Source organism: Noviherbaspirillum sp., assembly GCF_035627455.1.
GTDB lineage: Bacteria > Pseudomonadota > Gammaproteobacteria > Burkholderiales > Burkholderiaceae_D > Noviherbaspirillum.
In genome coordinates this window covers 24,415-40,887 of the sequence record NZ_DASPLS010000013.1, presented here as the reverse complement: position 1 = coordinate 40,887, position 16,473 = coordinate 24,415, and the positions used below count along the sequence as shown (strand labels likewise).

General features: G+C 64.1%; 14 protein-coding genes. 9 read left to right on the top strand and 5 right to left on the bottom strand.

The annotated features are described in order from the left end of the window. Nucleotide 1: 1 nt before the first annotated feature. The 5 genes from VEC01_RS01995 to xseA form a co-directional block, all read right to left on the bottom strand. Nucleotides 2-829 (bottom strand): phosphonate ABC transporter ATP-binding protein, encoded by an 828-nt coding sequence (locus VEC01_RS01995; RefSeq protein ID WP_324898232.1) that lies wholly within the window; start codon nt 827-829, stop codon nt 2-4. 2 nt (nt 830-831) lie between these two features. Beyond that, nucleotides 832-1,683: a putative selenate ABC transporter substrate-binding protein gene (locus VEC01_RS01990; RefSeq protein ID WP_422656545.1), complete on the bottom strand. Its 852-nt coding sequence runs from the start codon at nt 1,681-1,683 to the stop codon at nt 832-834. Between the two features lie 221 nt (nt 1,684-1,904). Then, on the bottom strand, nt 1,905-5,378 hold the full coding sequence (locus tag VEC01_RS01985) for a pyruvate carboxylase (protein ID WP_324898228.1): 3,474 nt from the start codon (nt 5,376-5,378) through the stop codon (nt 1,905-1,907). Between the two features lie 184 nt (nt 5,379-5,562). Then, nucleotides 5,563-6,141, bottom strand: coding sequence for a superoxide dismutase [Fe] (gene sodB / locus VEC01_RS01980; protein WP_324898226.1), 579 nt, complete (start codon nt 6,139-6,141; stop codon nt 5,563-5,565). A gap of 137 nt (nt 6,142-6,278) precedes the next feature. Continuing rightward, nucleotides 6,279-7,640, bottom strand: a complete 1,362-nt coding sequence (xseA, locus tag VEC01_RS01975; protein WP_324898225.1) for an exodeoxyribonuclease VII large subunit — start codon at nt 7,638-7,640, stop codon at nt 6,279-6,281. Nucleotides 7,641-7,954: 314 nt separating this feature from the next. On the opposite strand from xseA, the gene VEC01_RS01970 reads away from it, so the two are divergent. The 9 genes from VEC01_RS01970 to VEC01_RS01930 all read left to right on the top strand — a co-directional run bounded on the left by VEC01_RS01970 (nt 7,955) and on the right by VEC01_RS01930 (nt 16,340). Further along, a complete protein-coding gene (locus VEC01_RS01970) occupies nt 7,955-8,560 on the top strand; it encodes a MotA/TolQ/ExbB proton channel family protein (RefSeq protein ID WP_324898223.1) in 606 nt (201 codons plus the stop codon). Nucleotides 8,561-8,569: 9 nt separating this feature from the next. Then, complete coding sequence (locus VEC01_RS01965) at nt 8,570-9,004, top strand: biopolymer transporter ExbD (protein ID WP_324898221.1); 435 nt, start codon at nt 8,570-8,572, stop codon at nt 9,002-9,004. Continuing rightward, nucleotides 9,001-10,023 (top strand): tetraacyldisaccharide 4'-kinase, encoded by a 1,023-nt coding sequence (gene lpxK, locus VEC01_RS01960; RefSeq protein WP_324898220.1) that lies wholly within the window; start codon nt 9,001-9,003, stop codon nt 10,021-10,023. The genes VEC01_RS01965 and lpxK overlap by 4 nt, the downstream gene beginning before the upstream one ends. After that, on the top strand, nt 10,004-10,192 hold the full coding sequence (locus VEC01_RS01955) for a Trm112 family protein (protein ID WP_324898218.1): 189 nt from the start codon (nt 10,004-10,006) through the stop codon (nt 10,190-10,192). The genes lpxK and VEC01_RS01955 overlap by 20 nt, the downstream gene beginning before the upstream one ends. Before the next feature lie 22 nt (nt 10,193-10,214). Then, nucleotides 10,215-10,973 carry a 3-deoxy-manno-octulosonate cytidylyltransferase gene (gene kdsB, locus VEC01_RS01950; RefSeq protein WP_324898216.1) on the top strand — a complete coding sequence of 253 codons (759 nt, stop codon included), beginning with the start codon at nt 10,215-10,217 and terminating at the stop codon, nt 10,971-10,973. A 153-nt stretch (nt 10,974-11,126) separates the two neighbouring features. Beyond that, the gene (gene adk, locus VEC01_RS01945; protein ID WP_324898215.1) at nt 11,127-11,783 is read left to right on the top strand and encodes an adenylate kinase; all 657 of its coding nucleotides are present in this window, start codon (nt 11,127-11,129) and stop codon (nt 11,781-11,783) included. A 282-nt stretch (nt 11,784-12,065) separates the two neighbouring features. Continuing rightward, nucleotides 12,066-14,246 (top strand): sodium-translocating pyrophosphatase, encoded by a 2,181-nt coding sequence (locus VEC01_RS01940; RefSeq protein ID WP_324898213.1) that lies wholly within the window; start codon nt 12,066-12,068, stop codon nt 14,244-14,246. A 666-nt stretch (nt 14,247-14,912) separates the two neighbouring features. Continuing rightward, nucleotides 14,913-16,004, top strand: a complete 1,092-nt coding sequence (locus tag VEC01_RS01935; RefSeq protein WP_324898211.1) for a glycine zipper family protein — start codon at nt 14,913-14,915, stop codon at nt 16,002-16,004. A 63-nt stretch (nt 16,005-16,067) separates the two neighbouring features. After that, a complete protein-coding gene (locus tag VEC01_RS01930) occupies nt 16,068-16,340 on the top strand; it encodes a hypothetical protein (protein ID WP_324898209.1) in 273 nt (90 codons plus the stop codon). The last annotated feature ends 133 nt before the right edge of the window (nt 16,341-16,473 follow it).

Sequence of the window (16,473 nt, the reverse complement as noted above, 5' to 3'; positions counted from 1 at the left end):
GTCAGAAGCAGCGCGTGATGAGCGGCATCGCGCCTTCATCTCCGGCCTGCTCGCTCGCCGGTGCAACGGCATCGCGCGCGGCGTGCTGGTAGAGGGTATCGATCATCGCGTCCGTGACCGCCTCGCGCGGCGCGTCGAACACGATCCGGCCGGCGCGCACGCCGACGATGCGCGGGAAGCAGGCGCGCGCCAGTTCCACCTGGTGCAGGCTGCAGACCAGCGTCGCATTGCGTGCCGCCGCTTCCTGCTGCAACACCGAGAGCGTGTGCGCAGCGAGCGCCGGATCGAGCGCTGACAGCGGTTCATCGACGAGGAAGGCTTGCGCCTGCGACACCAGCAGCCGCGCCATGCTGCAGCGCTGCCGCTCGCCGCCGGACAGCCGGTCCACCCGCATGTACAGCTTGTCCTGCAGATTGAAGCGGGACAGCGCGTCCCACGCCGCCCGCGCATCGGCCGGTTTCAGCAGCGACGCAAACGCCTGCCACAGCGTCCATTGCGGCAGGCGCCCCGCCAGCACCGCGGTCACCACGCGCTGGCGCGGCGGCAGCGGCGGGGTCTGCGGCGCCAGGAACAGGCGCGCGCGCAACGCGCGGCGGCTGGCGTTGCCCATTGCCCACGGATCTATGCCGAACGCGCGGAACTCCCCGGCATGCGGCCGGTTCGCGCAGGCGAGCGCATGCAGCAGCGTGGTCTTGCCGGCTCCCGACGGGCCGATCAGCGCCAGCTGCTCGCCCTGGGAAATCGCCAGCGTCAGGTCGGACAGCGCGGCAGGACTGGCGGCAGCGGAGGAAGAGTGACGTACGCTGACGCCGCGCAGTGCAAAACTCATTCTTATTTCAACAGGCCGGCGTTGCGTGCCGCTTTCTCGATCTGTTCATAATTTTCGGTCCTGGTGGGAATGAAGCGGGTGGCGCGCTGCAGTTCCAGGATTTCCTTGCCTTGCGCATCGTTCGCATTCAATGCGAGGAAGGCGTCGGTCAGCTTCTTGCGCAGCGACGGGTCCATGTCTGCGCGCACCGTCCAGTTGTAGTCGTAGTAACCCGGGGTAGTGTAGAACACGCGTACCGACTTGCTGTCGACCTTGCCCTGCGCGAGCAGTTTCTCCCAGACCGAAATATTGAGTGCGCCGGCATCGACCTTGCCTCCGGAAACCGCCGCCACCGTCGCGTCGTGCGCGCCGGAGAACGCGACCCGCTTCATGTCGGTATCCGGATTCACCTGGGCGGCGAGCAGGAAGAAGCGCGGCATCAGATGGCCCGACGTCGACGATTCGGAGCCGAAGGCGAAGGTCTTGCCCTTCAGGTCTTCCAGCTTATTGATCGCCTTGTCGGTAGTGACGAACACCGAGCGGAATTTTTCATCTTCTTCACGCTGCACGATTGGCACCACCTTGCCGTTGCTGCGGATCTTCGCCTGCACGAAGGTGAAACCGCCGAACCACACCATGTCCAGCTTGTTGTTGATCAGGCCTTCGACCGACGCGGCGTAGTCGGTGACCGGAACGAATTCGACTTTCATGCCGGTCTTCTGCTCCAGGTAGCTGCCCAGCGGCTTGAACTTGCGCTGCAATTCGGTCGGCGCTTCATCCGGGATCGCGGAGACGCGCAGCGTCTGCTGCGCATGCGCGGCGCCGGTGAGGGCGAGCGTGGCGAGCGCGAAAGCGAGACTGGTCAGGGTTTTCATCGGTCTGGAGAGGAAGGAAGGGAGCATGGTGGGTGTCTTGTTCCAGGGGAAACGCGAGCGATAGGCGCGGCGGCTGCCCCGAAAAAGCTGGTATTTTAATTAAACGGGCTGCCGTAGTCACACCAATTCGGCGCGGCGGACGATGTGGCAGTTGATACTCCGATAATGAAAATGAAAAGGGCCTGCATGCAGCAGGCCCTTTCCGTGCCGGGAGATGCGCCTCAGTCCGCCAGTTCGATCAGCAGGTCCTTGGCCGCCACCACCGCGCCCGGCTTCACATGCGCATGCCTGACCACCGCATCGCGTTCGGCGCGGATCATGGTTTCCATCTTCATCGCCTCGATCGACACCAGCGGATCGCCCTTGGCCACCTTCTGTCCCGGCTTGACCGCGAGCGTGACGATCATGCCCGGCATCGGCGCGCCGACATGGTTCGGGTTGCCGTCCTGCGCGCGCGGGTGGGTGACCTGCTTCACCGCGCCGGCCCGGTCGATGCGCACCATGCGCGCCTGGCCGTTCAGTTCGAAGAACAGCTTGCTCTGGCCTTCCTCTTCCAGTTCGGTGCGGCCCTGCAGGCGCATCACCAGCGTCTTGCCCTGGTCGATATCCACCGAGATCTCCTGGCCTTCCTTGAGGCCGTAGAAGAACACCGGCGTCGGCAGCACGCTCACGTCGCCATAGTTGCGGCGATGCTCCGCATAGTCGCGGAACACCTTCGGGTACATCAGCCAGGACGCGAGTTCCTGTTCGCTGATCGTGCGGCCCACCGCCTTTTCCGCATCGGCCCTGGCCTGCGCCAGGTCGACCGGGGGCAGGTTCGCGCCGGGGCGCCCCTCCATCGGCTTGCCGCCCTTCAAGACCTTCTTTTCCAGTTCCTGCGGGAAGCCGTCCGGCGGGAAACCGAGCTCGCCCTTGAACAGCGAGATCACCGATTCCGGGAAAGCGACTTCCTTGTCCGGGTTGCGCACGTCTTCCGGCGACAGGTCGTTGGCGACCATGAACAGCGCCATGTCGCCGACCACCTTCGAAGTCGGCGTCACCTTCACGATGTCGCCGAACAGCTGGTTCACGTCCGCATAGGCCTGCGCCACTTCCGTCCAGCGGTGCTCGATGCCCATCGCGCGCGCCTGCTCGCGCAGGTTGGTGTACTGCCCGCCCGGCATCTCATGACGGTACACGTCCGAGGTGCCGGAACGCATGTCGGCTTCGAACGGTTCGTACTGGCGGCGCACGCCTTCCCAGTACTGCGAGATCGCGAACATCGCCTGCTTGTCCATTCCCGGATCGCGCGCGGTGTGCTGCAGCGCTGCCGCGATCGAGCCGAGGTTGGGCTGCGAGGTCAGGCCGCTCATCGCATCCATCGCGCCATCGACCGCGTCGCAGCCGGCTTCCACCGCCGCCAGCACGCTCGCGGCAGCGATGCCGGAGGTGTCATGCGTATGGAAATGGATGGGCAGGCCGACTTCTTCTTTCAGCGCCTTCACCAGCTCGCGCGCCGCATGCGGCTTGCATACGCCGGCCATGTCCTTGATGCCGAGGATGTTGACGCCGGCCCTTTCCAGTTCCTTGGCCATGTTCACGTAGTACTTCAGGTTGTACTTCGGACGTGCCGGATCGAACGGATCGCCGGTATAGCAGATCGCGCCTTCGCACAGCGCGCCGGTTTCGCGCACCGCGTCGATCGCTACCCGCATGTTCTCGACCCAGTTCAGCGAATCGAACACCCGGAACAGGTCCACGCCGCCGGCCGCCGCCTGCTGCACGAAGTGCTTCACGACGTTGTCGGCGTAATTGGTGTACCCCACCGCATTGGACGCGCGCAGCAGCATCTGGAACAGGATGTTCGGCACCTGTTCGCGCAATTGTGCAAGGCGTTCCCACGGGTCTTCCTTCAGGAAGCGCATCGCGACGTCGAAGGTGGCGCCGCCCCAGCATTCCATCGAGAACAGGTTGGGCAGCATGCGCGCGTAGTAGGGCGCGATCGCCAGCATGTCGGCGGTGCGCATGCGGGTGGCGAACAGCGACTGGTGCGCGTCGCGCATGGTGGTGTCGGTGAGCAGCACCTGTGGCTGCTCCTTCATCCACTGCGCGAATTTTTCCGCGCCCAGTTCCTTGAACTTGTCGCGGGAGCCGGGCAGGATGGGGGCCGATCGGTGCACCCTCGGCAGCAGCGGCGCGGGGATCACATGGTCGATGTTCTTGCGCCCCTTCATTTCCGGATTGCCGTTGACGACGACGTCGCCGATGAAGCGCAACAGGCGCGTCGCTCGGTCGCGCCGCTTGGCGAAATGGAACAGTTCCGGCGTGGTATCGATGAAGCGCGTAGTGCATTCGCCCGACTTGAACAACGGATGGTTGATCACGTTCTCGAGGAAGGGCAGGTTGGTCGACACGCCGCGGATGCGGAATTCGCGCAGCGCGCGGTCCATCCGCGCGATCGCCTCGTCCGAGGCCGGCGCCCAGGCGGTTACCTTCACCAGCAGCGAATCATAGTAGGGCGTGATCACCGCGCCGGAATAGGCGGTGCCGCCGTCCAGGCGCACGCCGAAGCCGGCGGCGCTGCGGTAGGCGACGAGGCGGCCGTAGTCCGGCGTGAAGTTGTTTTCCGGATCTTCGGTGGTGACCCGGCATTGCAGCGCATGGCCGTTCAGGCGGATGTCCTGCTGCGCCGGGATGCCGGCGCCGTGTTCATCCTTCTCGCCGATCTTCATGCCTTCGGACACGCGGATCTGCGCCTTCACGATGTCGACCCCGGTCACCTGCTCGGTCACGGTATGCTCGACCTGGATGCGCGGATTGACCTCGATGAAGTAGAACTGGTTGGTGTCGGCATCCATCAGGAATTCGACGGTGCCGGCATGGGTGTAGCTGACCGCGCGCCCAAGGCGCAGCGCCGCGTCGCACAATTCGGCGCGGCTGGCGTCGTCGAGGTAGGGGGCGGGCGCGCGCTCGACCACCTTCTGGTTGCGCCGCTGCACCGAGCAGTCGCGCTCGAACAGGTGCACCAGGTTGCCGTGGGTGTCGCCCATCAATTGCACCTCGACATGGCGTGCGCGGCGCACCAGTTTCTCGAGGTACATCTCGTCATTGCCGAAGGCGGCGAGCGCCTCGCGCCGCGCGACCTCGAGCTGGCCGGGCAGGTCCGCCTCCGATTCGATCACGCGCATGCCGCGTCCGCCACCGCCCCAGCTTGCCTTGAGCATCAGCGGATAGCCGATCTCGGCCGCCATCTTCTTCGCCTGCTCGATGTCGTACGGCAGTGCGCTGGTGGCGGGGACCACCGGCACGCCCGCCGCAATCGCGGCGTTGCGCGCGGCAACCTTGTTGCCCAGGGTGCGCATCACGTCCGGTTTCGGGCCGATGAAGGTGATGCCGTTCTTCGCGCAGGCTTCTGCGAAATCCGGGTTCTCCGACAGAAAGCCATAGCCGGGATGGATCGCATCGACATCCGCTTCCTTCGCGATCCGGATGATGTCATCGATGTCGAGGTAGGCGGCGATCGGCTTTTTCCCTTCGCCGACGAGATAGCTTTCATCGGCCTTGAAGCGGTGCAGCGCGAAGCGGTCCTCGTTGGCGTAGATGGCCACGGTACGAATGCCGAGCTCCGCGGCTGCGCGCATGACGCGGATCGCGATTTCCGAACGGTTCGCAACCAGGATCTTGCGGATCGTGTGACGATGGTGGGACGTCTTCATGGTGGTTGAGGTGCAAAGTTAAGAATTCGGCTGGCGCAAGGATAAGGCAAGCGGCTCTCCCTGGCGTGAAACTTTTTCAACAGATGCGTAACCCTACGTGCGTATGCTGACAGCATGCTTGCACCGCTGCGGCAGGCGAAAAAAACCCCGCTCGCGGCGGGGTCGGACCTTGCTCTCGGGGCGATCAGGCAAGATTCTTTGCGACGAAATCCCAGTTCACCAGGTTCCAGAACGCTTCCAGGAACTTCGGGCGGGCATTGCGGTAGTCGATGTAGTACGCATGCTCCCACACGTCGCAGGTCAGGAGCGGCTTGTCGGCGGTGGTCAGCGGGGTGCCGGCATTGGAGGTGTTGACGATGTCGACCGAACCGTCAGCCTTCTTCACCAGCCAGGTCCAGCCGGAGCCGAAGTTGGTGGCGGCGGACTTGCTGAATTCTTCCTTGAACTTGTCGAACGACCCCCACTTCTGGTTAATCGCATCGGCCACCGCGCCGGTCGGTGCGCCGCCGCCGTTCGGCTTCAGGCAGTTCCAGAAGAAGGTGTGGTTCCACACCTGGGCGGAGTTGTTGAACAGGCCGCCGGAGGACTTCTTGATGATGTCTTCCAGGGACGCGTTCTCGAATTCGGTGCCCTTGATCAGGTTGTTCAGGTTGGTGACGTAGGTCTGGTGGTGCTTGCCGTAGTGGTATTCCAGGGTTTCCTTGGACATGTGCGGCTGCAGCGCATCCATCGGGTAGGGCAGGGGGGGCAGGGTATGTTCCATGGCGCTTCCTTTCGGTTGTTACGGTTGATGTTGTTTTTGAAAGCCGTCATTGTAAGACGGATACGGACAAACTGCATGACCGGCCGTGTTGATGCAGTACGGAGGATCTGCGGAAAAGCGCGGCGGCATTTGGTCCGCTAGTCCAATGTTGCCTGCACGCTTGCGATTCCGACTTCCGCCGAGCCTTCGGCGAGGCGGACGGTGACGGTTTCCCGCGGCCGAAGGTCCTGCGGCGCGCGCACGATCCTGCCTTTACCGTCCAGCACCATCGCATAGCCCCGTTCCAGCGTGCGCTGCGGATTCAGCAGTTCCAGCTGGGCTTCCAGCGCGGCAAGGGCCTGCCGGCGCCGGGCCAGCTGCGTCTCCATGCGCGATGCAAGCCGGCGCGCGTCGTCCTTGAGCCGTGCGCGCGCCGGACCGGTCTCCGGCAGTTGCGCGGCCAGCCGCGTCTGCAGGTGCGACAGCGCGTGGCGCGCCTCGTTGAGCGGCACGCGGGTGGCGTGCGCAAGCCGGGTCTGCAGCGCGCGCAGCTTGAGCCGTTCATGCACGATATACGCGGAGGGACTGACCAGGCGCCGCGACATCCAGTCCAGCGTTTGCGCTTTTTCTGCCACCAGCCGGCGGAACGCACGGGTAAGGTCGTCCGCATGCGCGCCGAGCGTCGCCAGCCAGTCGGCGCGCGGCGCCGCCGCCATTTCGGCGGCGGCGGTCGGCGTTGGCGCGCGCAGGTCGGCGGCAAAGTCGGCGATCGTGAAATCGGTCTCGTGGCCGACACCGGAAATCACCGGCGTCGAACACGCGGCGATTGCCCGCGCCACCACCTCTTCGTTGAAGGACCACAGGTCTTCGATGCTGCCGCCGCCCCGGCACACCAGTAGTACATCGCATTCGGCGCGGGCGGAAGCGGTCTGGATCGCCTGCGCGATCTTTTGTGCCGCGCCTTCGCCCTGCACCGGCGTCGGGTAGAGGATGACCCGCACATGCGGCGCGCGGCGCCGCAGCGTGCTCAGGATGTCGCGCAGCGCCGCCGCCTGCGGGCTGGTGACGATGCCGACAGTGCGCGCGAACAGCGCGAGCGGGCGCTTGCGCGCCGGATCGAACAGGCCTTCCGCATTCAGTTTTTCCTTGAGCGCGAGGAAGGCTTCGTACAGGTTGCCCACACCGGCGCGCCGGATCGCCTCGACATTGAGCTGGTAGTCGCCGCGCGGCGCATACAGTGTCACCAGCGCCCGCACCTCGACCTTGTCGCCCTCGCGCGGCGTGAAGCCGGCATACTGCGCGCGGCCGCGGAACATTACTGCGCGCACCTGGGCGGCGTCATCCTTGAGCGTGAAGTACCAGTGGCCGGACGCGGCGCGGGTGAAATTGGAGATCTCGCCGGACACCCAGGCCAGCGGGAAGCTGCGCTCAAGCATCCGTGACACTGCCTGGTTGAGCGCGGAAACCGTCAGCACAGGCGGCGTCGCGCCTGGGTTTTCATTCAGGGAACCAGTATTCATGCGGCATTCCAAGGCAAAAGCTGTCCACAGCCGCGCCAAATCGTCATTTTTTCGTCATATCTCGTTACAAACTGCAAGGCGGGGCTGTAAGTCATTGATTTTATTGAGAAAAGAAGTTGTGCCAAATTACCAGCTGGAAAATAAAAGTCCTTTGAAATCAAGCACTTTTGCTCTCCCGCAGGGTTTTACCCACATACTTATCCACAGCCGCTGTGCAGAACTTTTTGAGCGGCATTGCGCTGCAACGCCTTGCCCGCGGCGTCCCAACAGGATACATTCTGCATCCGACTGAATTCACTCCCAAGGAGCCCGTTTTGCTCGCCATTATCCAGGCCGCCGGCTGGCCGATCTGGCCGCTGCTGATTGCTTCCGTTATCGGTTTGGCACTGATCATCGAGCGCGTATTGTACCTGCGCCGCCGTCGCATCCTGCCGGCCAATCTGCTCGACGAAGTGATACGGGTGTATCAGAACGGCAAGATCAGCAACGAGGTCGTGACCAACCTGGAACAGAATTCGCCTCTTGGCCGGGTGCTCGCCGCCGGCCTGCGCAACGTCAACGCGCCGCGGGACGTGATGAAGGAGTCCATCGAGGAAGCCGGGCGCGGTACCGCGCACGAGCTGGAGCGCTTCCTGACCACGCTCGGCACCATCGCCACGCTGGCGCCGCTGATGGGACTGTTCGGCACGGTGGTCGGCATGATCGAGATCTTCGGCTCGCAAAACGCCACCGGCACCAATCCGGCGCAGCTGGCGCACGGTATCTCGGTCGCCCTCTACAACACCGGCTTCGGCCTGGCCATCGCAATGCCCGCGCTGGTGTTCTACCGCCACTTCCGCGCGCTGGTCGACGGCTTCCTGGTCGACATGGAGCAGCAGGCGGTGAAGTTCGTCGACATCGTGCACGGCAACCGCAAGTAGGGCGTCCTCATGAATTTCCGCAAAGGCACGCGCCGCGACGACCCGGAAATCAACCTGATTCCCTTCATCGACGTGTTGCTGGTGATCCTGATCTTCCTGATGATCACGACCACCTACAGCAGGTTCACCGCGCTGCAGATCACGCTGCCGACCGCCGACGCCGAGAAGGCGGTCGAGCAGCCGTTCGAAATCCAGGTCGGAGTCAATGCGCAGGGCCATTACGCGCTCGACAGCCAGCAGATATCGGCGCGCGATGCGTCCGCTTTGGCCTCGGAGCTGAAGGCTGTCGCCGATACGAAGGGGCAGGGGCGCAAGGATCCGGTGGTCATCATCAATGCCGATGCCACCGCCGCCCACCAGTCGGTGATCAACGTGCTGGAAGCGGCGCGCCTGGCCGGCTTCGAGAAAGTCACCTTTGCCGCGCAGACCAGCGGCAGGAAATGACGCAGGACGCCGAATCCTTCCTCTCCCGGGCCTGGCTGCGGCGCGGCCCGACCGCGACGGCACTGTGGCCGCTCTCCCTGGTATTCCAATCGATCGCCGGTTCGCGCCGCGTTCTTTATCGCGCCGGCGTACTGCATGCCGCGCGCCTGCCGGTGCCGGTGGTTGTGGTGGGCAACATCTTCGTCGGCGGCACCGGCAAGACCCCGCTGACGATCTGGCTGGTGCAGGAATTGCGGCGCGCGGGTTTTGTGCCGGGCGTGATTTCGCGCGGATACGGCGGGAAGAGCGCGGCGCCGGCCGAAGTGCTTGCAAGTTCCGCGCCGGAGCAGGCCGGCGACGAGCCGGTGCTGATTGCGCGCCGTGCGCAGTGTCCGGTAGTGGTGGGCAGGCGCCGGGTGGAGGCGGCGCGCAGCTTGCTGGCGCGTCATCCGGAGGTCAATGTCATCGTCTCCGACGACGGCCTGCAGCACTATGCGCTGGCGCGGGATGTGGAGATCGTGCTGTGCGATGAACGCGGCAACGGCAACGGACTGCTGCTGCCGGCCGGGCCGCTGCGCGAGCCGCCTTCGCGTCCGCGTGATTTCACCGTGTACAACGCGGCGCGGCCGCCGGCCGGCGCGCCGTCGGATGCGTACCGGATGCAGCTGGTGGCGGACGCTGCTTACTGTCTTTCCGCGCCGTCGAACACGCTTCCGCTGCATGCGCTCGCCTCCGGCGGCCAGCGCATCGCGGCGGCGGCCGGCATCGGCAATCCGTCCCGCTTTTTCGCGATGCTGCGCGCCGCCGGCCTCGCCGTCGACGAGCATCCGCTCGCTGACCATTACGATTTCACCGACAACCCGTTCGCGCGTATCGACGCAGATATCATCCTGATCACCGAGAAGGATGCAGTAAAATGTACGCGAATTGATACGATCAACCGCGACCCGCGCATCCGGGTCGTGCCGGTGACCGCGCGCATTGACCGCGCGCTCGCCGAACGCATAGTGGAGAAATGTCGTGGACGCCCGACTGCTTGATATCCTGGTTTGCCCTCTTTGCAAGGGCCCGCTTGAATACGATAAGAACGCGCAGGAACTGATCTGCAACCCGGACAAGCTTGCCTATCCGATCCGCGACGGCATCCCGATCATGTGGGCCGACCAGGCGCGCGACCTGAACGCCGCGCCCGCCTCCGCCAATTCCTGATACGCATGCCGGTTGCTCCCGCATGAGCTTTACCGTCATCATTCCCGCACGTCTCGCTTCGACCCGGCTGCCGAACAAGCCGCTGGCCGACCTCGGCGGCAAGCCGATGGTGGTACGCGTGGCGGAACGCGCCGCCCAATCCGGCGCCGCCTCGGTCGTGGTTGCCACCGACCATGCAGACATCCTCGCCGCCTGCCGGGCGCACGGCGTAAGCGCCTGCATCACGCGCGCCGACCATCCATCCGGTACCGACCGCATTGCGGAAGTTGCTGCCACCATGGGGTTGCCGGCGGATGCGGTGGTGGTCAATGTGCAGGGCGACGAACCGCTGATCTCTCCGGCACTGATCGCCGGCACCGCTGCGCTGATCGGCGACCGCGTGCCGATGGCCACCGCGGCGCATCCGATCGAGGCCGTGGCCGACATCTTCAATCCCAACGTGGTGAAGGTGGTGCTGGACAATGCGGGCCGGGCTCTCTATTTTTCACGTGCGACCATTCCCTGGCACCGCGACGGCTTCGCCGCCTCGAAGGAGGCGCTGCCGCCCGGCTATGTGCCGCTGAGGCACATCGGCCTGTACGCGTACAGCAATGCTTTCCTGCAGGCTTATCCCCGGCTGGCACTGTCGCCGCTGGAGCAGATCGAAGCGCTGGAGCAACTGCGCGTGCTCTGGCACGGCTATCCGATCGCGGTCCATGTGACCCCGGAGGCCCCCGCTGCAGGGGTGGATACGCCGGAGGACCTGGCACGGGTACGGCTGCATTTCGGTCAAGGAAATTAGAAGAAATCCGGCCGGGGACTCCGGTTCGGGTTAATTTTGTGGTAAGTTTCGTGAAAAGTTTGTGTGATAAAAAGCATGTCAATGCAGGAATGCCGCCCGCCCTGGCGGCCTATCCTGTCGCAAAAGAATTTAAAACCAGTCTAGGAAACTCTCATGCGCCTCATCCTTCTAGGACCGCCAGGTGCCGGTAAAGGCACGCAAGCGACTTTCATCAAGGAAAAGTTCAACATTCCGCAGATCTCCACCGGCGACATGCTGCGTGCCGCTGTCGCAGCGGGAACGCCGCTCGGGCTGGAGGCAAAGAAGGTGATGGATGCGGGCGGCCTGGTTTCCGACGACATCATCATCGGCCTGGTGAAGGACCGCCTGAAACAGCCGGATTGCGCCAAGGGTTACCTGTTCGACGGTTTCCCCCGCACCATTCCCCAGGCCGACGCGATGAAGGAAGCGGGTGTGGCGATCGACTACGTTCTCGAGATCGACGTGCCGGACGAAGCCATCGTCGAACGCATGAGCGGACGCCGCGTGCACCAGCCGTCCGGCCGCACCTACCACGTCAAGTTCAATCCGCCCAAGGTCGAGGGTAAGGATGACGTGACCGGCGAGGCGCTGATCCAGCGCGACGACGACAAGGAAGACACCGTGAAGAAACGTCTTGCCGTCTATCACAACCAGACTGAAGTACTGGTCGACTATTACAACAAATGGGCCCAGTCCGGTCAGCCGGGAGCACCTAAGTATCGCAAGATCTCGGGTGTAGGCCCGGTCGATACGATCCGGGACAATGCCTTCGCGGCCTTGTCTAAGTAAAGAAGAAGCGGACCTCGTGTCCGCTTTTTTTCCGCCTGGTAAGCGCAGCGCGGATCAAAGAATCCAGAGGGGAGCCGGTACCAGACACACAGCGGATTCGCTGCATGCAACAATACGAACCAACCGAATTTCTTCAGCAAGACAGTAGCGTCAGAAGTTTTTGCAGTGTAGTACTCGCGGGACGACGACAGCAGATGCCCCCGTGCAGCACCGGGCATATGCCGCCGCCGTCCTCCGGAACGTCGTTGTTTTAACTTAGTCGTGAAACTTGGAGGAGTCGATATGGCAACAGGATTGTGGTTGGCCGTAGCGTGCGGCATCATCGCCGTCGTTTACGGGTTGGTATCACGGAGTTGGATCTTGAGCCAGGACGCGGGTAATGCGCGCATGCAGGAAATCGCGGCGGCCATCCAACAGGGCGCCGGCGCGTACCTGGCGCGGCAATACAAGACGATCGGCATCGTGGGCGTCGTGCTCGCCATTCTGATCGGTGTCTTCCTCGACGCGACCACTGCCATCGGCTTCATCGTCGGCGCCGTGCTGTCCGGTGCCTGCGGCTTCATCGGCATGAACGTCTCGGTACGCGCCAACGTACGAACCGCACAGGCAGCCACCAGGGGCATCGGGCCGGCGCTTGCCGTCGCCTTCCGCGGCGGCGCCATCACCGGCATGCTGGTGGTCGGCCTCGGCCTGCTCGGCGTGAGCCTTTTCTTCTGGTTCATCAGCGACGGCAAGACGATCGATGCGACTACGCTCAAACCCCTGCTCGGCCTCGCGTTCGGCTCGTCGCTCATCTCGATTTTCGCGCGACTGGGCGGCGGCATCTTCACCAAGGGCGCGGACGTCGGCGCCGACCTCGTTGGCAAGGTCGAAGCCGGCATTCCCGAGGACGATCCGCGCAATCCGGCAGTGATCGCCGACAACGTGGGCGACAACGTGGGCGACTGCGCCGGCATGGCGGCCGACCTGTTCGAAACCTACGCGGTGACCCTGATCGCCACCATGACCCTGGGCGCGCTGATGGTGACGGGCGCCCCGCTCAACGCGGTCATCTATCCGCTGGTGCTGGGCGGCGTATCGATCATCGCATCGGTGATCGGCTGCAGCTTCGTGAAAGCAACGCCCAACATGAAGAACGTGATGCCGGCCCTGTACAAGGGGCTGATCATTGCCGGCGTGATTTCCCTGATCGCGTTCTACTTCGTGACGACCTGGATGTTCCCGGACGCAGTTGCGGTGGCAGGCGGCCAGAGCATCAGCGCGATGGCTTTGTTCGGCGCCTGCGTCGTCGGCCTGGTGCTGACCGCGCTGATGGTATGGGTCACCGAGTACTACACCGGCACCGACTACAAGCCCGTGCAGCATGTCGCGCGCGCATCGACAACCGGCCACGGCACCAATATCATCGCCGGCCTCGGCGTGTCGATGAAGTCGACTGCATGGCCGGTGCTGTTCGTGTGTATCGCGATCTGGGTGTCCTACGCGCTGGCAGGACTGTACGGCATCGCGGTCGCCGCCACCTCGATGCTGAGCATGGCGGGCATCATCGTTGCGCTGGACGCCTACGGTCCGATCACCGACAACGCGGGCGGCATCGCTGAAATGTCCGACCTGCCCGCCAGCGTGCGCGACATCACCGACCCGCTGGATGCGGTGGGCAACACCACCAAGGCGGTGACCAAGGGTTACGCGATCGGTTCCGCCGGCCTCGCCGCGCTGGTGCTGTTCGCTGACTACACCCACGCACTGGAAGCGCGCGGCATGCGTCTGTCCTTCGACCTGTCCGACCACATGGTGATCATCGGCCTGTTCATCGGCGGCCTGATCCCCTATCTGTTCGGCGCAATGGCGATGGAAGCCGTCGGCCGTGCGGCCGGCAGCGTGGTGGAAGAAGTGCGCCGCCAGTTCCGCGATATCAAGGGCATCATGGAAGGCACCGGCAAGCCGGAGTACGGCAAGGCGGTCGACATGCTGACCACGGCGGCGATCAAGGAAATGATCGTGCCGTCGCTGCTGCCGGTCGTCGTGCCGATCCTGGTCGGCCTGATCCTTGGCCCGGCCGCGCTGGGCGGCCTGCTGATGGGCACCATCATTACCGGCCTGTTCGTCGCGATCTCGATGTGTACCGGTGGTGGTGCATGGGACAACGCCAAGAAGTACATTGAAGACGGCCATCACGGCGGCAAGGGTTCGGACGCGCACAAGGCGGCCGTGACTGGTGACACCGTAGGTGACCCGTATAAGGACACTGCCGGTCCGGCAGTCAATCCGCTGATCAAGATCATCAACATCGTTGCCTTGCTGATGGTGCCGCTGCTGCCGGCAATCGGCACGTCGGCGCCGGCCGCGCATTCCACTGCGCCGGCCGCGATCACCGCTCCGGCGGCAACAGCTGCGGCAGCAGCTGCGCCCGCCGCCCCGGCCGATGCTTCTGCTGCATCGGCTCCCGCGCCAAAGAAGTAACGAGGCACCGTACGAAGGCCGCGCGAGCGGCCTTCCGGATACGGCAAGACCCGCCCGCCAAGGGCGGGTTTTTCTTTTTGCGAACGCCCATTGCGGCAGAGCGGACATGACACGCGCAAGCGTGCGGATGTGCGGCGTGATGACGCCGGTATTGAACGGCCGGTTGTCGCTTCGCCGAATACTGGCAGTTGTTTTACTTCCGCTGTGTCCCTGGTATCCGATGCATCAGTGTAGCGGGTAGACGCACACGGAAATCGTCATGCACAAAATGGAGTCAATTGATCGTCACACGCATAAGTACCAACACTCCCGCACCCGGATAAGCCTCGCGGTTTACGCGAAGGTCCGTCTGTTTGAGCACTGTCAAACAGACGGAATTCGTCCTTGAAAAGCCGGTATCAGCCGACCACACTACGGGCAGCCGATATTTGACCTCGCCGTCCCGCTTTCACGGACAGTCTCGGGCTGATATCGACTGTTCGTGTCCATACACGTTTGTCTGGACACATAGCATTCACTAACCATAAACGCGCCCAGTGAAATGCCCTGGCGCGATCACCAACTACATGGAACCCGTTCGGAGGACGGCGCATGCACGAGAGCGCCGTGGGAATTGCATTGATCATTTGCCAGGGCTGCTAGTCGCTTCCACATGAGGACCGAAAGATGAACGAACTCCAGCAAAACTTCTCCGGCGGACTACAAGGCGGGTTCAATCCTGCGCAGGCTTACGGGCAGCAGCTCGCGCCGCAAGGATTCTTTGGCAGCTTGCTCGGTGCTCCGCTCGGCGGGCTGGCCGGGAAGGGCATCGGCAGCCTGTTCGGCAACCCCAACCTCGGCGCGCAGATCGGACAGATCGCGGGCGGCATCGGTGGCTCGATCCTGCCGTTCGGCCTGGACCCGATATCGCAGGCGTATGGGCAGCAGCAGCTGGCGCCGCAGGGCTGGTTCGGCAACCTGCTGAGCCAGGTGGGGCAGCCGCTGGGAAGTGCGATCGGTGGTGCGTTCGGACAGCAGGGACTGGGCAGCGCGATCGGCGGCGCGGCCGGGCAGCTCGGCCGCATCCTGCCGTTCGGCCTGGATCCGATATCACAGGCGTATGCGCAGCAACAGCAACAGCAACTTGCGCCCCAAGGATTCTTTGGCAGCTTGCTCGGCGCTCCGCTTGGCGGGCTGGCCGGGAAGGGCATCGGCAGCCTGTTCGGCAACCCCAACCTCGGCGCGCAGATCGGACAGATCGCGGGCGGCATCGGTGGCTCGATCCTGCCGTTCGGCCTGGACCCGATATCGCAGGCGTATGCGCAGCAGCAGCTGGCGCCGCAGGGCTGGTTCGGCAATCTGCTGAGCCAGGTGGGGCAGCCGCTGGGTAGTGCGATCGGCGGCGCATTCGGACAGCAGGGGCTGGGCAGCGCGATCGGCGGCGCGGCCGGGCAGCTCGGCCGCATCCTGCCGTTCGGCCTGGATCCGATATCGCAGGCGTATGCGCAGCAACAGCAGCTGGCGCCGCAGGGCTGGTTCGGCAACCTGCTGAGCCAGGTGGGGCAGCCGCTGGGTAGTGCGATCGGCGGCGCCTTCGGGCAGCAGGGACTCGGCAGCGCGATCGGCAATGCGGCCGGGCAGCTCGGGCGCATGCTGCCGTTCTACGCCGACCCGGCCGCGCTCGCATACGCGCAACAGCAGCAGGCGGGGTACCCGGGCTTCCAGACTTCATCGCAGGGCGGCAGCACGACGGGCATGGCCCAGCCGACCATTCATTAACGGCCGTAGTTCGCCGGGGAGGCGTCGCGGCGACGCGTTCCCGGCATTTTCAAGGAGAGTGCGATGCCGCTGCTTACACCTGGCTCCGGCAAGGGGAGGTACATCGTTCGTGCCGAGGATCCGAAAAAGCTGGCCGAATTCATTTTCGAATCGGAAGCCGATCCGGAACTCGAACTGGCCGATCTCATCGGCCCGGCTGGCGCACCGCATACCGCTGTTTTCCTCATGCCGCACGAGAAAGCAAAGGCGCTGCAGGAACGATTCTGCACCTCGTCCGACAGATTGATCATCGAGCGCGACCGTCCGCTCTCACTCTTCGAGAACGGCGGCGACTAGTTTAAATACGGAAGGAAAGAATATGGCCAAACAACCTGAAACGGGAAACTCAGCTCCGCCGGAGAGTGCGGCGCAGGGCGGGGAAGGCAGCACCGCATCAGCCGGAAATCCGAAACGCCCTGCCGTACCGCAG

Excerpts from the sequence above, each read along its gene's own strand:
- kdsB (WP_324898216.1), top strand. The coding sequence starts at position 10,215 with ATGAGCTTTACCGTCATCATTCCCGCACGTCTCGCTTCGACCCGGCTG.
- VEC01_RS01930 (WP_324898209.1), top strand. The coding sequence starts at position 16,068 with ATGCCGCTGCTTACACCTGGCTCCGGCAAGGGGAGGTACATCGTTCGT.
- xseA (WP_324898225.1), bottom strand. The coding sequence starts at position 7,640 with ATGAATACTGGTTCCCTGAATGAAAACCCAGGCGCGACGCCGCCTGTG.
- VEC01_RS01995 (WP_324898232.1), bottom strand. The coding sequence starts at position 829 with ATGAGTTTTGCACTGCGCGGCGTCAGCGTACGTCACTCTTCCTCCGCT.
- VEC01_RS01990 (WP_422656545.1), bottom strand. The coding sequence starts at position 1,683 with ATGAAAACCCTGACCAGTCTCGCTTTCGCGCTCGCCACGCTCGCCCTC.
- adk (WP_324898215.1), top strand. The coding sequence starts at position 11,127 with ATGCGCCTCATCCTTCTAGGACCGCCAGGTGCCGGTAAAGGCACGCAA.
- sodB (WP_324898226.1), bottom strand. The coding sequence starts at position 6,141 with ATGGAACATACCCTGCCCCCCCTGCCCTACCCGATGGATGCGCTGCAG.
- lpxK (WP_324898220.1), top strand. The coding sequence starts at position 9,001 with ATGACGCAGGACGCCGAATCCTTCCTCTCCCGGGCCTGGCTGCGGCGC.
- VEC01_RS01985 (WP_324898228.1), bottom strand. The coding sequence starts at position 5,378 with ATGAAGACGTCCCACCATCGTCACACGATCCGCAAGATCCTGGTTGCG.
- VEC01_RS01935 (WP_324898211.1), top strand. The coding sequence starts at position 14,913 with ATGAACGAACTCCAGCAAAACTTCTCCGGCGGACTACAAGGCGGGTTC.
- VEC01_RS01940 (WP_324898213.1), top strand. The coding sequence starts at position 12,066 with ATGGCAACAGGATTGTGGTTGGCCGTAGCGTGCGGCATCATCGCCGTC.
- VEC01_RS01965 (WP_324898221.1), top strand. The coding sequence starts at position 8,570 with ATGAATTTCCGCAAAGGCACGCGCCGCGACGACCCGGAAATCAACCTG.